Origin of the sequence: Leclercia sp. AS011, from assembly GCF_037152535.1 — a bacterium.
Classification (GTDB): domain Bacteria; phylum Pseudomonadota; class Gammaproteobacteria; order Enterobacterales; family Enterobacteriaceae; genus Enterobacter.
In genome coordinates this window covers 1,921,270-1,936,734 of sequence record NZ_JBBCMA010000001.1, presented here as the reverse complement: position 1 = coordinate 1,936,734, position 15,465 = coordinate 1,921,270, and the positions used below count along the sequence as shown (strand labels likewise).

The window sequence follows — 15,465 nt, the reverse complement described above, 5'->3', positions numbered from 1 at the left end:
ATGGGAAATGGATGGCATGAATGGCCGCTGATGATTTTTACGGTCTTCGGACAGTGTGTGGCGGGCGGTTTTATCGTCCTCGCCCTGGCGTTGTTAAACGGCAATCTGAACCGGGAGCAACAGCAGCGGCTGGTGCTGAGCATGTTTGGCTTATGGGTGCTGATGGGGATCGGGTTTATCGCCTCCACGCTGCACCTCGGTTCACCCCTGCGCGCGTTCAACTCGCTGAACCGCGTGGGGGCGTCCTCGCTCAGTAACGAGATCGCCAGCGGAGCGCTGTTCTTTGCCGTTGGCGGGCTGGGCTGGCTGCTGGCGGCAATGAAAAAACTGCCGGCAGGCTTGCGTACTCTGTGGCTGATTGTGACCATGGTGCTGGGCGTGGTGTTCGTCTGGATGATGGTGCGGGTCTATAACACCATCGACACGGTTCCGACCTGGTACAGCGTCTGGACGCCGATGAGTTTCTTCCTGACGATGTTTATCGGTGGGCCGCTGCTGGGCTTCCTGCTCCTGCGGGTGGCGGGCGTTGATGGCTGGGCAATGCGTTTACTGCCCGCCGTCTCCCTGCTGGCGCTGGCGGTGAGTACGGTCGTGGCGCTGATGCAGGGCGCGGAACTGGCAACGATCCACAGTTCTATTCAGCAGGCTTCAGCCCTGGTACCGGATTACGGCTCGCTGATGGCCTGGCGCGTGGTACTGCTGGCGGCGGCGCTGGTGTGCTGGATCGTGCCGCAGCTGAAAGGTTATCAGCCCGCAATCCCGCTGTTGTCGCTGGCATTTTTGTTAGTGCTGGCGGGAGAGATGATTGGGCGCGGAGTGTTTTACGGTCTGCATATGACCGTTGGAATGGCTATCGCCAGTTAACGCTGATTATTGTTATATAAAGCCGGGACTTAGTGCCCGGCTTTTCTTTTTTCAATCATGAAATTTTTCAACTGTCGTTTGGTTTTAATTTTGGCCTTAAATAAACAAAAACAAATACATAATTAATATTGATAGCAGACTTTGCATTAGCAGGATGAGTTTTTTAAATCGACAGGCAACATATTGTGCGCGCGGCTCGATCGGGTGGATTGACTTTGTTTTTGCCAGTGGCATGATGCGCACGAAATCTGAACTTCCTCACGGTTTAACCCATGTCGACCTATACCCGGCCAGTGCTCCTGTTGCTCTGTGGCCTGCTTTTGCTGACCCTCGCGATCGCAGTGTTAAATACGCTCGTCCCGCTGTGGCTCGCCCATGAAAACTTACCGACCTGGCAGGTGGGTATGGTCAGCTCGTCCTTTTTCACCGGTAATCTGCTGGGCACCCTGATGACGGGAAGCCTGATTAAACGCTTTGGGTTTAACCGCAGTTATTATCTGGCATCACTTATTTTTGCCGCCGGCTGCGCCGGGTTAGGGCTGATGGTCGGTTTCTGGAGCTGGATGGCCTGGCGCTTTATTGCCGGTGTCGGCTGCGCCATGATCTGGGTGGTAGTGGAAAGCGCCCTGATGTGCAGCGGTACCTCCCGCAACCGTGGCCGTCTGCTTGCGGCCTATATGATGGTCTATTACGTCGGGACCGTGCTTGGCCAGCTGATGGTCAGCAAACTGCCAACCGATCTGATGAGCGTCCTGCCGTGGGTAACCGGCATGGTGCTGGCCGCCATTCTGCCGCTGCTCTTTACGCGTATTGTGAACCAGAGCAGCGAGCATCAGGAGGCAACCCATATCTGGCCGATGCTGAGACTGCGCCATGCGCGTCTCGGGGTGAACGGCTGTATTATCTCCGGGATTGTGCTGGGCTCGCTCTATGGTCTGATGCCGCTCTATCTGAACCATCAGGGCGTCAGTGATTCCGGGATCGGATTCTGGATGGCGGTGATGGTCAGCGCAGGGATTGTCGGGCAGTGGCCGGTTGGCCGCCTTGCCGACCGCTTTGGGCGTCTGCTGGTGCTGCGCGTTCAGGTCTTTGTGGTGATCATGGGCTGTCTCGCCATGCTGAGTAATGCCGCCATGGCACCGGCACTGTTTATTCTGGGTGCGGCGGGCTTCACCCTCTATCCGGTGGCGATGGCCTGGGCCTGTGAGAAAGTGGAGCATCATCAGCTGGTGGCCATGAACCAGGCGCTGCTGCTGAGCTATACCATCGGTAGTCTGCTGGGCCCAACCTTTACCGCCATGCTGATGCAGAACTATTCTGACAATCTGCTGTTTATTATGATCGCCAGCGTGTCATTCATTTATTTGCTCATGCTGTTGCGCAAAGCGGGCGAACATCCCACGCCGGTGGCCCATGCCTGAATAAATAAAAGCCTGTCGCTGACAGGCTTTTTTGTCTCTGTCACATCTAAGAGTTTTACGCATTGTTTGTTTATTGCGTGAGGCGATAATTCAGAGGCGTTCTACCACTCAAAGGCAGCGATCATGTCTACTCGTCGTTTTACCACTACAGCGCTGGCAGTAGTGTTGTCTTTAACCTTTGCAACTGCGCCTGTTATGGCTAATCCTGGGAATGGAAATGGCCACGGCAATGGTGGTGGGCAAGGTAATAGCGGCAATCATGGCAACGGAAACTCCGGCAAAGGAAATTCTGATAACCATGGTAACAAGCAAAATAACGGTCACCAGAACTCTGGCAAATCAAATAAGAGCGTTAAAGACGATGTCGATGCGCGCGTCAGTTACGACCATGCCCGGCATCTGGCGTTGAATTATGGCTTAACGGGTTATGATTCCCTGCCGCCGGGGATTGCGAAAAACCTCGCGCGGGGTAAACCGCTGCCTCCGGGCATCGCGAAAAAGGCTGTACCGGCCTCGATGCTGGGTCAATTACCCTCTTATCCGGGCTATGAATGGCGGGTGGTCGGAAAGGATCTGGTCTTAATTGCGCTGAGTACGGCGATTGTGACCACCATTATTAATGGTGTCTTTGACTAATAAATAAAACGCCCGGTGCAAGCCGGGCGTTTTGTTAATACATGACCTTGTGACCGTACTGCTCCAGAATGCCTTTTACGCGTTCCATGGTCTCTTTCTTCGGCGGCTTCACGCCATCCAGCTTGTACTCTTCGCCCATCGCCACCCATTTATGTTTGCCCAGTTCGTGGTACGGCAGCAATTCAATTTTCTCAACGTTGCCCATATCACGTGTGAACTCACCCAGGCGGTGGGCAGAGTCGTCATCATCTGACCAGCCCGGCACCACGACATAGCGGATCCAGGTTTTGATGCCTTTGGCGGAGATGTATTTCGCGAACTCCAGGGTGCGATGATTAGAGACGCCGACCAGATTCTGGTGGATTTCGTCGTTCATCTGCTTGAGATCCAGCATCACCAGATCGGTCACTTCCAGCAGCTCATCAATCACCGGATCGTAGCGACGGACAAAACCGTTGGTATCCAGGCAGGTATGAATGCTCTCTTTATGGCAGGCGCGGAACCAGTCGCGAACGAACTCTGCCTGCAGGATAGCTTCCCCGCCGGAGGCAGTCACGCCGCCGCCGGATGCATTCATAAAGTGGCGATAGGTCACCACCTCTTTCATTAATTCATCAACGGTAACTTCTTTGCCACCGTGGGTATCCCATGTGTCGCGGTTATGGCAGTAGAGGCAGCGCATCAGGCAGCCCTGGAAGAAGGTGATAAAGCGGATGCCTGGGCCATCGACGGTGCCACAGGACTCAAAGGAGTGAATGCGACCAATAGTTGACATTGCGGTGATATCTCCAGATTCGGCCCGTCCGGGGCCTGTGTATGTGCACAACTCAAGCGGCTGTGTCGAGTCTGTTTTGGCTGTTATCCATTAATTATAGATAGCGGGCAAAAGAGACTATGGTGCGGCAGGTGTTAAAAAGGCCCCACTTGCGTGGAGCCTTTATTGTACGCGTTTTACGGCGTGATTTCAGTCAAATCCACTTACATGGACTGAGTGAAAGTACGGGTAATTACGTCTTTCTGCTGTTCTTTAGTCAGCGAGTTGAAACGTACCGCGTAGCCAGAAACACGGATGGTCAGCTGAGGATATTTCTCAGGGTGTTCCATCGCATCCAGCAGCATTTCACGGTTCATCACGTTCACGTTCAGGTGCTGACCACCTTCGATGGACGCTTCGTGGTGGAAGTAACCATCCATCAGACCCGCGAGGTTGGTTTTACGCACTTCGTCATCTTTACCCAGCGCATTTGGCACGATAGAGAAGGTGTAAGAGATACCATCTTTCGCGTAAGCAAACGGCAGTTTAGCAACGGAGGTCAGAGAGGCAACAGCACCTTTCTGGTCACGACCGTGCATTGGGTTAGCACCTGGACCGAATGGCGCGCCAGCGCGACGACCGTCTGGGGTGTTACCGGTTTTCTTACCATAAACCACGTTAGAGGTGATGGTCAGAACAGACTGAGTCGGGATAGCGTTACGATAGGTGGTCAGTTTCTGAATTTTCTTCATGAAACGTTCTACCAGGTCAACCGCCATGTCATCAACGCGAGCGTCGTTGTTACCAAACTGCGGGTATTCGCCGTCGATTTCGAAGTCGATTGCCAGGCCGTCTTCGTCACGAATTGGTTTAACTTTCGCATATTTGATAGCAGACAGGGAGTCAGCCGCAACGGACAGACCTGCGATACCACATGCCATGGTGCGAACAACGTCACGGTCGTGCAGCGCCATCAGAGAGGCTTCGTAGCTGTACTTGTCGTGCATGTAGTGGATGACGTTCAGTGCGGTAACGTACTGTTTAGCCAGCCAGTCCATGAAGTGATCCATACGATCCATCACTTCGTCGAAGTTCAGCACATCGCCTTTGATTGGTTCAGATTTAGGACCAACCTGGATTTTCAGTTTTTCATCAACGCCGCCGTTGATTGCATACAGCATGGTTTTCGCGAGGTTAGCGCGAGCACCGAAGAACTGCATCTGCTTACCAACAACCATTGGGCTTACGCAGCAAGCGATCGCGTAGTCGTCGTTGTTGAAGTCAGGACGCATCAGGTCATCGTTCTCGTACTGCAGAGAAGAGGTGTCGATGGAGACTTTAGCAGCGAATTTCTTGAAGTTCAGTGGCAGTTTTTCAGACCACAGAATGGTGATGTTCGGCTCCGGAGACGGCCCCATAGTGTACAGGGTGTTCAGGAAGCGGAAGCTGCTTTTGGTTACCAGAGTACGGCCATCTACGCCCATACCGGCGATAGATTCAGTTGCCCAGATTGGGTCACCGGAGAACAGTTCATCATACTCAGGGGTACGCAGGAAGCGAACCATACGCAGTTTCATGACCAGGTGGTCAATCATTTCCTGTGCGTCGAGCTCGGTGATTTTGCCCGCTTTCAGGTCACGTTCGATGTAAGCATCCAGGAAGGTGGATACACGACCGAAGGACATTGCTGCGCCGTTCTGAGATTTAACCGCCGCCAGGTAACCGAAGTAGGTCCACTGGATAGCTTCCTGAGCGTTGGTTGCAGGACCGGAGATGTCGTAGCCGTATTTGGCAGCCATCTCTTTGATCTGACCCAGCGCACGGTGCTGCTCGGAGATCTCTTCACGCAGACGGATAGTGGCTTCCAGGTTTACGCCATTTTCCATGTCAGACTGCAGGGAAAGGAACTGGGCGTATTTGTCTTTCATCAGGAAGTCGATACCGTACAGCGCAACGCGACGGTAGTCACCGATGATACGGCCACGGCCATACGCATCTGGCAGACCGGTCAGGACGCCTGATTTACGGCAGTTCAGGATGTCTTTGGTGTAAACGTCAAACACGCCCTGGTTGTGAGTTTTGCGGTATTCGGTGAAGATTTTCTTCAGCATTGGGTCCAGCTCGCGGTTATACGCTTTGCAGGAACCTTCAACCATTTTGATACCACCGAACGGGATAATCGCACGTTTCAGTGGCGCTTCAGTCTGCAGACCAACGATCTTCTCGAGGGATTTGTTGATATAACCCGCGTCGTGAGAAGTAATGGTGGACGCGATGGAGGTGTCGAAATCAACAGGCGCGTGAGTGCGGTTTTCCTGCTTAACGCCTTCCATAACGCTGTCCCACAGGGCAGTGGTCGCGTCGGTAGCACCGGCCAGGAAGGATTCGTCACCTTCATATGGGGTGTAGTTTTTCTGGATGAAATCACGAACGTTGACTTCATTCTGCCAATCACCTTTGGCAAAACCTTCCCATGCTGTGGCTAACTTTTCATTAAGTTCGGACATGTAACACCTACCTTCTTAAGTGGATTTTTTATTTACTGCCTGAGAAAACCATTAATGATGGTTATCGCCACGCAGGTAAATGACCCAGTATGTCAACCCAACCAGCAGACCACCGCCAATAATGTTCCCGATTGTGACTGGGATCAGGTTATCAGTAATGAAGTTCATAACGGTCAGGTGAGAGAAACTCTCCGGACTGGAACCTACTGCGGTCCAGAATTCCGGGCTGGCAAAGTCACGGATTACGATACCGAAAGGAATCATAAACATGTTTGCAATACTGTGTTCAAAGCCGCTGGCAACGAACATGGCGACAGGCAGAACCATAATCATGGCCTTGTCCATCAGGCTGCGTCCGGAGTAGCTCATCCAGACGGCCAGGCAGACCATCAGGTTGGCAAGAATGCCCAGCGCAACGGCTTCAATAAATGTGTGGTGTACTTTGTGGTCGGCGGTTTGCAGGACGTTTAGCCCCCACGCGCCGTTGGCGGTCATATATTCACCCGACAACCACATCAACAGGACAAACAGCAGGCAGCCAATCAGGTTTCCAACGTAAACGTTGAGCCAGTTTTTTGCCAGTTGGCCCCAGGTGATCTTACCGCTGGCTTTCGCAACGACGATGAGCACCGTCGAGGTAAAGAGGTCAGCGCCGCAGATAACGCAGAGGATCAAACCCAGTGAGAAACAGATGCCGCCAATCAGCTTCGCGATACCGAAAGGCATCCCGGCAGTACCCGTGGTGGCGGTGATATAGAAAACAAAGGCGATGGAGATGAATACCCCGGCAGTGATGGCCAGGAAGAACGTCGTCATCGGCTGTTTCGTTGCTTTATAGACACCCGCTTCTTCGGCAACTTTTGCCATGGCAGCTGGGAGTAAAAGATCAAAAGGGTTGTCAGCTTTCACACTAACTCTCTCTTTATTAAGTCGGCGACGAGATACTAACAAAGCATTATAGAAGAGAAATTGATGTAGATCATATCTCGCCTGGCTTATAGGCCCGCAAAGTGCGTGGTTTTTCAGCAAATGCGGAATAAGTGTTTGATTATCCGTATAAAAATAAATTTTAAAAGTTACAAAATGATTTGATTTTTTTCTCTGACGGCTCCCTGAGACAGTTAATTATAATGGAGTATTTCATATAAAAAGTAACAATAACCGACAGGACGCCTTTATTATAGCTACCAATATTTAACTTAATTATTACAATTAAATTTATTGCCGCAGGAATAAAAAAAACGGGGCAATAAAATTGCCCCGTAATATAACGTAGGTGATTGTATACGCCTACTGTTTGTCATGTTATGTGACGTTATTTTGCCCAGTAACTGCTTTTGGCCTTCTGCAGCTTCTCATAGGCCTTCAGTAACGACTGGTGAGCAGGGAAGGCTTTCAGATCGCTATCCACCGCCTGCAGGCCGTGGAATGGCGCTTCGCCGCTCAGGGCTGCGCTGGCGTTCTCTACCGCTTCGGCACCGTACATACGGGTAAAGGCGTTAAGATACTGCAGCGGCTCACGATCCTCTTCCTGGGACAGCAACAGCAGCGTCTGCAGGCAGCGGTAGTAGTTCGCGCGCTCAGCGCTGAACACCGAGGCGTTGAATTCGATGGTCCACTCGGTCCAGATAAGCGCCTGCTCCAGGTCGCCGCCCGCCAGTGCCAGCATCGCCTTCAGCTCACCGATACGCAGGGTGTACCAGCCGTTATCTTTGCCTGTCGCCAGGCCCAGCAGCTCGCGTACACGGGTAAAGTCGTCGTGGCCTTCGTCGTCCAGTTGGGTGATGAGGTTCAGATAGTCCTCTTTCTCCCACGCACTCTCCGGCAGGGCCAGCAAAGTTTCGCGCAGGTGCGCACCCATGCTGTTGTTCGCCAGCCACAGATCTTCCACCGGATAAATATCGGACATGCCCGGAACCAGAATTCGGCACGCATAGACGCCCAGGTGCTCGTAATCCGCGATATACACTTCCTGGTCTTCAGCCGTGAAGATTGCCATCAGCGTGGCGAACTCTTCTTCGGTGGTACCCGCGAAGCTCCAGTCAACAAACGGATAATCTGCGTCCTGCTTGAACATATCCCAGGAGATAGAGCCGCTGGAGTCGATGAAGTGCGTCTCCAGGTTGGCGTGTTCAGCCACTTCTTCATCGTCGAAGGTCGGCGGGGTAAACACGTCGAGATCTTTCAGGCTGCGGCCCTGCAGCAGTTCGGTAACGGTACGCTCCAGCGCCACGCCGAAGTCCGGGTGTGCGCCGAAGGAGGCGAAGCAGGTGCCGTTCGCCGGGTTGAACAGCACTACGCAGATCACCGGGTACTTACCGCCCAGCGAGCCATCATAGGCAAAGATTGGGAAACCTTCCGCTTCCAGTTTGGCAATCGACTCCACCACGCCCGGGTAGCGGGCCAGCACGTCAGCCGGGATCTCCGGCAGGCTGATGGATTCCGCGATAATGCGGTTTTTGATATGACGCTCAAACACCTCGGACAGGCCCTGAACCCGCGCTTCGTTGCGGGTGTTACCGGCGGACATGCCGTTGGAGACATACAGGTTGCCGATAATGTTCATCGGAATATAGACGGTTTGCTTGTCAGACTGACGGGTAAACGGCAAGGCGCAGATACCGCGATCTTCGTTACCGGACTGGAGATCGATCAGCATGCTGGCGGTCAGCTGGTTGTCCAGATCGTAGAACGCGCGCAGGCGATCGTCGAGGATCCCTTCCGGCAGCTCGTCGTCTTCGGTCAGCGGGAACCATTTTTCATTGGGGTAATGAACGAATGGACCATTCGCCACGGTGTCGCCCAGCCAGAAATCGGCAAAGAAGTAGTTGGTGGACAGACGCTCAAAATATTCACCCAGCGCAGAGGCCAGCGCCGCTTTTTTGGTTGCGCCTTTACCATTGGTAAAGCACAGCGCGCACTCTTTATCGCGAATATGCACGGACCAGACGTGGGGAACCGGGTTGAGCCAGGAGGCCTCTTCGATGTTAAAGCCCAGGTCGGTCAGTTTTTGCTGGAAGCGAGAGATGGAATCTTCCAGGGCGGCGTCTTTGCCGGGGATAAACGTTTGAGTCATGGCGATCACTTATATCGTACGGAAAGCGCGCAATGATACGGGTTTTGCAGGGCAGGCGCTATCTCCCCGGCGGTTTCGGCGAAAATAAAAGGCTGGGCTATGCTTATATTCAGTAACCTACTGTAAAGGAATATAAAAAATGAAAGCATTCGATCTTCAACGAATGGCCTTTGATAAAGTACCCGTTGAGTTTTTAGGCGAGGTCGCGCTGCGAAGTCTTTATACCTTTGTACTGGTTTTCCTGTTCCTCAAACTTACCGGGCGTCGTGGCGTGCGTCAGATGTCGCTCTTTGAAGTATTAATCATTCTGACGCTGGGGTCGGCGGCGGGTGACGTGGCGTTTTATGACGATGTACCGATGATTCCCGTCTTTATCGTTTTTGTCACCCTGGCATTGCTTTACCGGCTGGTAATGTGGCTGATGTCAAAAAGTGAAAAACTGGAAGATCTGCTTGAGGGAAAACCGGTAGCCATTATTGAAGAGGGCAAACTGGCCTGGGAAAAAGTACAGCGTGCCAACATGACCGAGTTTGAATTTTTTATGGAACTGCGGGTGAGCAGCGTCGAGCAACTGGGGCAGGTTAAGCTTGCCATTATGGAGACCAACGGGCAGATAAGCGTCTACTTTTACGACGATGACCAGGTTAAGCCCGGGTTATGCATACTGCCGGATGAGTTTGTGGAACGTTTTATGACAATACCGGAAGTCGGCGACTATGCCTGTCGACGTTGTGGTCATGTTGAGACGCTACAGGCCGGGGCGCATCAATTATGCCCACGGTGTACGAATCCGGAATGGACGAAGGTAAGTCGGGCCAAACGGATCACCTGACAGCCATTTTGTCGGTTTTGTGACAGCCCGCTGGCAGAATGTATTGTGTGACGGCGGGCACATTTTCCGGGTCATAAGCTTTAGACATTGCGGCGCGTGTCACTGAATGATAAAACCGATATCCACAGTTATAACTTATGGCTTTTAGCGTGGTGAGGGGAAATGGCTCAGGTCTTTAATTTTAGTTCAGGTCCGGCAATGTTACCGGCGGAAGTGCTCAAACAGGCGCAACAGGAACTTTGCGACTGGAACGGTCTTGGCACGTCGGTGATGGAAGTCAGTCACCGGGGTAAAGAGTTTATTCAGGTGGCAGAAGAGGCAGAAGCAGATTTTCGTTTCCTGCTGAATATCCCCTCCAATTACAAAGTATTATTCTGCCACGGCGGCGGGCGCGGTCAGTTTGCGGGCATTCCGCTAAACCTGCTGGGCGACAAAACCACCGCGGACTATGTTGATGCCGGTTACTGGGCTGCCAGCGCAGTTAAAGAAGCGCACAAATATTGCTCCCCGAACGTGATTGATGCCAAAGTCACCGTCGACGGTTTACGTGCGGTGAAGCCAATGAGCGAATGGCAGCTCTCCGCAGATGCGGCCTATCTGCACTACTGCCCGAATGAGACCATTGACGGGATCGCCATCCACGAAGAGCCCAACTTTGGTGAGAACGTGGTCGTCACGGCGGACTTCTCCTCCACTATTCTCTCTTCCCCACTGGATGTCAGTCGCTATGGCGTGATCTACGCTGGCGCGCAGAAAAACATCGGCCCGGCCGGTCTGACGCTGGTGATCGTTCGTGACGATCTGCTGGGCAAAGCCCACAAATCCTGCCCGTCGATTCTGGATTACACCGTGCTGAACGATAACGACTCCATGTTCAACACCCCGCCGACCTTTGCCTGGTACCTCTCTGGCCTGGTCTTTAAATGGCTGAGAAATAACGGCGGCGTGGCGCAGATGGATAAGATCAACCAGCAGAAATCTGAACTGCTGTACAGCGTGATTGACGGCAGCGACTTCTACCGTAATGACGTTGCCAAAGCCAACCGTTCCCGCATGAACGTGCCGTTCCAGCTGGCCGACAGCAATCTCGATAAGCTGTTCCTGGAAGAGTCCTTCGCTGCAGGTCTGCACGCGCTGAAAGGCCACCGTGTAGTGGGCGGGATGCGTGCGTCTATCTATAACGCCATGCCGATTGAAGGCGTTAAGGCGCTGACCGACTTCATGACTGACTTCGAACGTCGCCACGGTTAATCACGCCCGTGTTCATTCCCCCGTGGCCTGGCTGCGGGGTTTTTATTATGTTGAATTGAGAGTTAAGTTTCATGGAATCCCTGACGTTACAACCTATCGCGCGGGTAGATGGCACCATTAATCTGCCTGGTTCAAAAAGTGTCTCGAACCGCGCTTTGCTGCTGGCAGCGCTGGCTAACGGCACCACTGTTCTCACTAACCTGCTGGACAGCGATGACGTTCGCCATATGCTCAATGCGCTGAAAGCGTTGGGAGTCCACTATACCCTGTCCGCCGATCGCACCCGCTGCGAAGTGACGGGCAACGCCGGGGCACTGCACGCTGCTGAGCCGCTGGAGCTGTTCCTCGGCAATGCCGGTACGGCCATGCGCCCGCTGGCGGCGGCTCTTTGTCTGGGCAGCAACGACATCGTGCTGACCGGCGAGCCGCGCATGAAAGAGCGTCCGATTGGCCATCTGGTGGATGCGCTGCGCCAGGGCGGCGCGCAGATTGATTATCTGGAACAGGAAAACTATCCGCCGCTGCGTCTGCGCGGTGGCTTTACCGGTGGCGACGTGGCGGTGGACGGCAGCGTCTCCAGCCAGTTCCTGACCGCGCTGCTGATGACCGCACCGCTGGCACCGCAGGACACCACTCTCACCATCAAAGGTGAGCTGGTGTCCAAACCCTATATCGATATCACGCTGCACCTGATGAAGACCTTTGGCGTTGAGGTAGAAAACCACAATTACCAGCGTTTCGTGGTGCGCGGCGGGCAGCAGTACCAGACGCCGGGTAACTACCTGGTGGAAGGCGATGCCTCCTCGGCCTCCTACTTCCTGGCGGCGGGTGCCATTAAAGGCGGCACCGTCAAAGTGACCGGTATTGGCCGCAACAGTGTGCAGGGCGATATTCGTTTTGCCGATGTGCTGGAGAAGATGGGCGCGGTGGTCACCTGGGGTGAAGACTTCATCTCTTGCACCCGGGGTGAACTGAACGCCATCGATATGGACATGAACCATATTCCCGATGCGGCGATGACCATTGCCACGGCGGCCCTGTTCGCCAAAGGCACAACCACGATGCGCAATATCTATAACTGGCGTGTGAAAGAGACCGATCGCCTGTTCGCCATGGCCACCGAGCTGCGTAAAGTGGGTGCTGAAGTGGAAGAGGGCGAAGACTACATCCGCGTCACGCCACCGGCACAGCTGCTGGCGGCGGAAATTGGCACCTACAACGACCACCGGATGGCAATGTGCTTCTCGCTGGTGGCCCTGTCAGATACACCGGTCACCATTCTGGATCCGAAATGCACCGCGAAAACCTTCCCGGACTATTTCGACCAGCTGGCGCGTATCAGTACGCTCGCCTGATCATCTCCTGCCGCACCGCCCGGTGCGGCAAATTATTTACTTACGCTTCCTGACGTTGTCATCGTCCATTTCTTCTACACTCAGCTTCAAACATTTCGTAATTTACACGCAAAGGTAACAGTTGTGGGCGTTGACGCGTATAATGCGCGGCGTTTACACAACGGTATGCCTAATTTAAGGAGAAAAAGATGACGGCAATTGCCCCGGTTATCACCATTGACGGGCCGAGTGGCGCAGGTAAAGGTACCCTGTGCAAAGCGATGGCGGAAGCATTGCAATGGCATCTTTTAGATTCGGGCGCAATCTATCGTGTGCTGGCGCTGGCTGCTCTGCATCACCATGTTGATGTGGCTTCTGAAGAGGCACTGGTGCCGCTGGCCGCCCATCTGGACGTGCGTTTTGTCTCCACCAACGGCAACCTTGAAGTGATCCTGGAAGGGGAAGACGTCAGCGGTGAGATCCGCACCCAGGACGTGGCGAACGCCGCCTCTCAGGTCGCGGCCTTTCCGCGCGTTCGCGAGGCGCTGTTACGCCGCCAGCGCGCCTTCCGCGATGCGCCAGGTTTGATCGCTGACGGACGCGACATGGGAACCGTGGTTTTCCCTGATGCGCCGGTGAAAATTTTCCTTGACGCTTCCTCGGAAGAGCGTGCGCAGCGCCGCATGCTGCAGTTGCAGGAAAAGGGCTTTAGTGTTAACTTTGAACGTCTTTTGTCTGAGATAAAAGAGCGCGACGATCGCGACCGCAATCGCGCCGTTGCACCGCTTGTTCCTGCAGATGATGCTTTAGTTCTGGATTCTACCAGTTTAACTATTGAGCAAGTGATTGAAAAAGCGCTACAATATGCGCGCCAAAAACTGGCAATCGCGTAATCGCGACCGATTTAGCAGTACCCCCGCTGCAATGGATTGACGGCGGGTATGTGAAACAACCCCATCCGGCATGGAGCCAGGTGGACGTTAATATTAACCTGAAGATTAAACATGACTGAATCTTTTGCTCAACTATTTGAAGAATCCTTAAAAACAATCGAAACCCGTCCGGGTTCCATCGTTCGTGGTGTTGTTGTTGCTATCGACAAAGACGTAGTACTGGTTGACGCCGGTCTGAAATCTGAGTCCGCCATTCCGGCAGAGCAGTTCAAAAACGCCCAGGGCGAGCTGGAAATCCAGGTTGGTGACGAAGTTGACGTTGCTCTGGATGCAGTAGAAGACGGCTTCGGTGAAACCCTGCTGTCCCGTGAGAAAGCTAAACGTCACGAAGCTTGGATCACGCTGGAAAAAGCTTACGAAGAAGCTGAAACTGTAGTCGGTGTTATCAACGGCAAAGTTAAAGGCGGCTTCACTGTTGAGCTGAATGGTATTCGTGCGTTCCTGCCAGGTTCACTGGTAGACGTTCGTCCAGTTCGTGACACCCTGCACCTGGAAGGCAAAGAGCTTGAGTTCAAAGTAATCAAGCTGGACCAGAAGCGTAACAACGTTGTTGTTTCCCGTCGTGCCGTTATCGAATCCGAAAACAGCGCAGAACGCGATCAGCTGCTGGAAAACCTGCAGGAAGGCATGGAAGTCAAAGGTATCGTTAAGAACCTCACTGACTACGGCGCATTCGTTGACCTGGGCGGCGTTGATGGCCTGCTGCACATCACCGACATGGCGTGGAAACGCGTTAAGCACCCAAGCGAAATCGTGAACGTGGGCGACGAAATCACTGTTAAAGTGCTGAAGTTCGACCGCGAGCGTACTCGTGTATCCCTCGGCCTGAAACAGCTGGGCGAAGATCCATGGGTTGCTATCGCTAAACGTTACCCAGAAGGTACTAAACTGACTGGTCGCGTTACCAACCTGACCGACTACGGCTGCTTCGTTGAAATCGAAGAAGGCGTTGAAGGCCTGGTTCACGTTTCCGAAATGGACTGGACCAACAAAAACATCCACCCATCCAAAGTTGTTAACGTTGGTGATGTAGTGGAAGTTATGGTTCTGGATATCGACGAAGAACGTCGTCGTATCTCCCTGGGCCTGAAGCAGTGCAAAAACAACCCATGGCAGCAGTTCGCGGAAACCCACAACAAGGGCGACCGTGTTGAAGGTAAAATCAAGTCTATCACTGACTTCGGTATCTTCATCGGCCTGGACGGCGGCATCGACGGCTTGGTTCACCTGTCTGACATCTCCTGGAACGTTGCAGGCGAAGAAGCAGTACGTGAATACAAAAAAGGCGACGAAATCGCAGCAGTTGTTCTGCAGGTTGACGCAGAGCGTGAGCGTATCTCCCTGGGCGTTAAACAGCTCGCAGAAGATCCGTTCAACAACTGGGTTGCACTGAACAAGAAAGGCGCAATCGTAAACGGTAAAGTGACTGCAGTTGACGCGAAAGGCGCAACCGTAGAACTGGCTGACGGCGTTGAAGGTTACCTGCGCGCTTCTGAAGCTTCACGTGACCGCGTTGAAGATGCAACTCTGGTTCTGAGCGTAGGCGACGACGTTGAAGCTAAATTCACCGGCGTTGACCGCAAAAACCGTGCAATTAGCCTGTCTGTTCGTGCTAAAGACGAAGCTGATGAGAAAGATGCAATCGCAACTGTTAACAAACAGGAAGATGCAAACTTCTCTAACAACGCAATGGCTGAAGCTTTCAAAGCAGCTAAAGGCGAATAAGTTACTCGTAGAGTAACTTGACAGATTGCAGGATTCGTCCTGTAATCAATAACAAAGGGCGGCTACGGCCGCCCTTGTTTAAGCTGTTTAGCTAATGGGTTTGAAGGAACCG

General features: G+C 53.3%; 12 protein-coding genes. 8 read left to right on the top strand and 4 right to left on the bottom strand.

The genetic code is table 11. From position 1 onward, the window contains the following. The 3 genes from WFO70_RS09220 to WFO70_RS09210 all read left to right on the top strand — a co-directional run bounded on the left by WFO70_RS09220 (position 1) and on the right by WFO70_RS09210 (position 2,921). Positions 1-864: a dimethyl sulfoxide reductase anchor subunit family protein gene (locus WFO70_RS09220; protein ID WP_337015757.1), complete on the top strand. Its 864-nt coding sequence runs from the start codon at positions 1-3 to the stop codon at positions 862-864. A gap of 272 nt (positions 865-1,136) precedes the next feature. After that, on the top strand, positions 1,137-2,285 hold the full coding sequence (locus WFO70_RS09215; protein ID WP_337015756.1) for an MFS transporter: 1,149 nt from the start codon (positions 1,137-1,139) through the stop codon (positions 2,283-2,285). Between the two features lie 123 nt (positions 2,286-2,408). Continuing rightward, complete coding sequence (locus WFO70_RS09210) at positions 2,409-2,921, top strand: anti-virulence regulator CigR family protein (RefSeq protein ID WP_337015755.1); 513 nt, start codon at positions 2,409-2,411, stop codon at positions 2,919-2,921. Positions 2,922-2,955: 34 nt separating this feature from the next. Here WFO70_RS09210 and pflA read toward each other — a convergent pair whose 3' ends face one another. From pflA to ycaO, 4 genes are all read right to left on the bottom strand, one after another. Continuing rightward, the gene (pflA, locus tag WFO70_RS09205) at positions 2,956-3,696 is read right to left on the bottom strand and encodes a pyruvate formate lyase 1-activating protein (RefSeq protein WP_142488912.1); all 741 of its coding nucleotides are present in this window, start codon (positions 3,694-3,696) and stop codon (positions 2,956-2,958) included. 203 nt (positions 3,697-3,899) lie between these two features. Next, positions 3,900-6,182, bottom strand: coding sequence for a formate C-acetyltransferase (pflB, locus tag WFO70_RS09200; RefSeq protein ID WP_337015754.1), 2,283 nt, complete (start codon positions 6,180-6,182; stop codon positions 3,900-3,902). Positions 6,183-6,233: 51 nt separating this feature from the next. Further along, positions 6,234-7,091, bottom strand: a complete 858-nt coding sequence (gene focA / locus WFO70_RS09195) for a formate transporter FocA (RefSeq protein WP_262663819.1) — start codon at positions 7,089-7,091, stop codon at positions 6,234-6,236. 406 nt (positions 7,092-7,497) lie between these two features. Beyond that, positions 7,498-9,258: a 30S ribosomal protein S12 methylthiotransferase accessory factor YcaO gene (gene ycaO, locus WFO70_RS09190; protein ID WP_337015753.1), complete on the bottom strand. Its 1,761-nt coding sequence runs from the start codon at positions 9,256-9,258 to the stop codon at positions 7,498-7,500. A 139-nt stretch (positions 9,259-9,397) separates the two neighbouring features. Between ycaO and WFO70_RS09185 the strand changes: the two genes are divergently transcribed. The 5 genes from WFO70_RS09185 (at position 9,398) to rpsA (ending at position 15,353) form a co-directional block, all read left to right on the top strand. Beyond that, on the top strand, positions 9,398-10,090 hold the full coding sequence (locus tag WFO70_RS09185) for a DUF421 domain-containing protein (RefSeq protein ID WP_337015752.1): 693 nt from the start codon (positions 9,398-9,400) through the stop codon (positions 10,088-10,090). Between the two features lie 162 nt (positions 10,091-10,252). Then, entirely contained in the window at positions 10,253-11,341 is a 1,089-nt protein-coding gene (serC, locus tag WFO70_RS09180) for a 3-phosphoserine/phosphohydroxythreonine transaminase (RefSeq protein WP_337015751.1), read from the top strand. Between the two features lie 71 nt (positions 11,342-11,412). Next, positions 11,413-12,696 (top strand): 3-phosphoshikimate 1-carboxyvinyltransferase, encoded by a 1,284-nt coding sequence (gene aroA, locus WFO70_RS09175; RefSeq protein WP_337015750.1) that lies wholly within the window; start codon positions 11,413-11,415, stop codon positions 12,694-12,696. 188 nt (positions 12,697-12,884) lie between these two features. Beyond that, positions 12,885-13,568, top strand: coding sequence for a (d)CMP kinase (gene cmk / locus WFO70_RS09170; RefSeq protein ID WP_032617356.1), 684 nt, complete (start codon positions 12,885-12,887; stop codon positions 13,566-13,568). Positions 13,569-13,679: 111 nt separating this feature from the next. After that, positions 13,680-15,353 carry a 30S ribosomal protein S1 gene (rpsA, locus tag WFO70_RS09165; RefSeq protein ID WP_010429251.1) on the top strand — a complete coding sequence of 558 codons (1,674 nt, stop codon included), beginning with the start codon at positions 13,680-13,682 and terminating at the stop codon, positions 15,351-15,353. Positions 15,354-15,465: the final 112 nt, after the last annotated feature.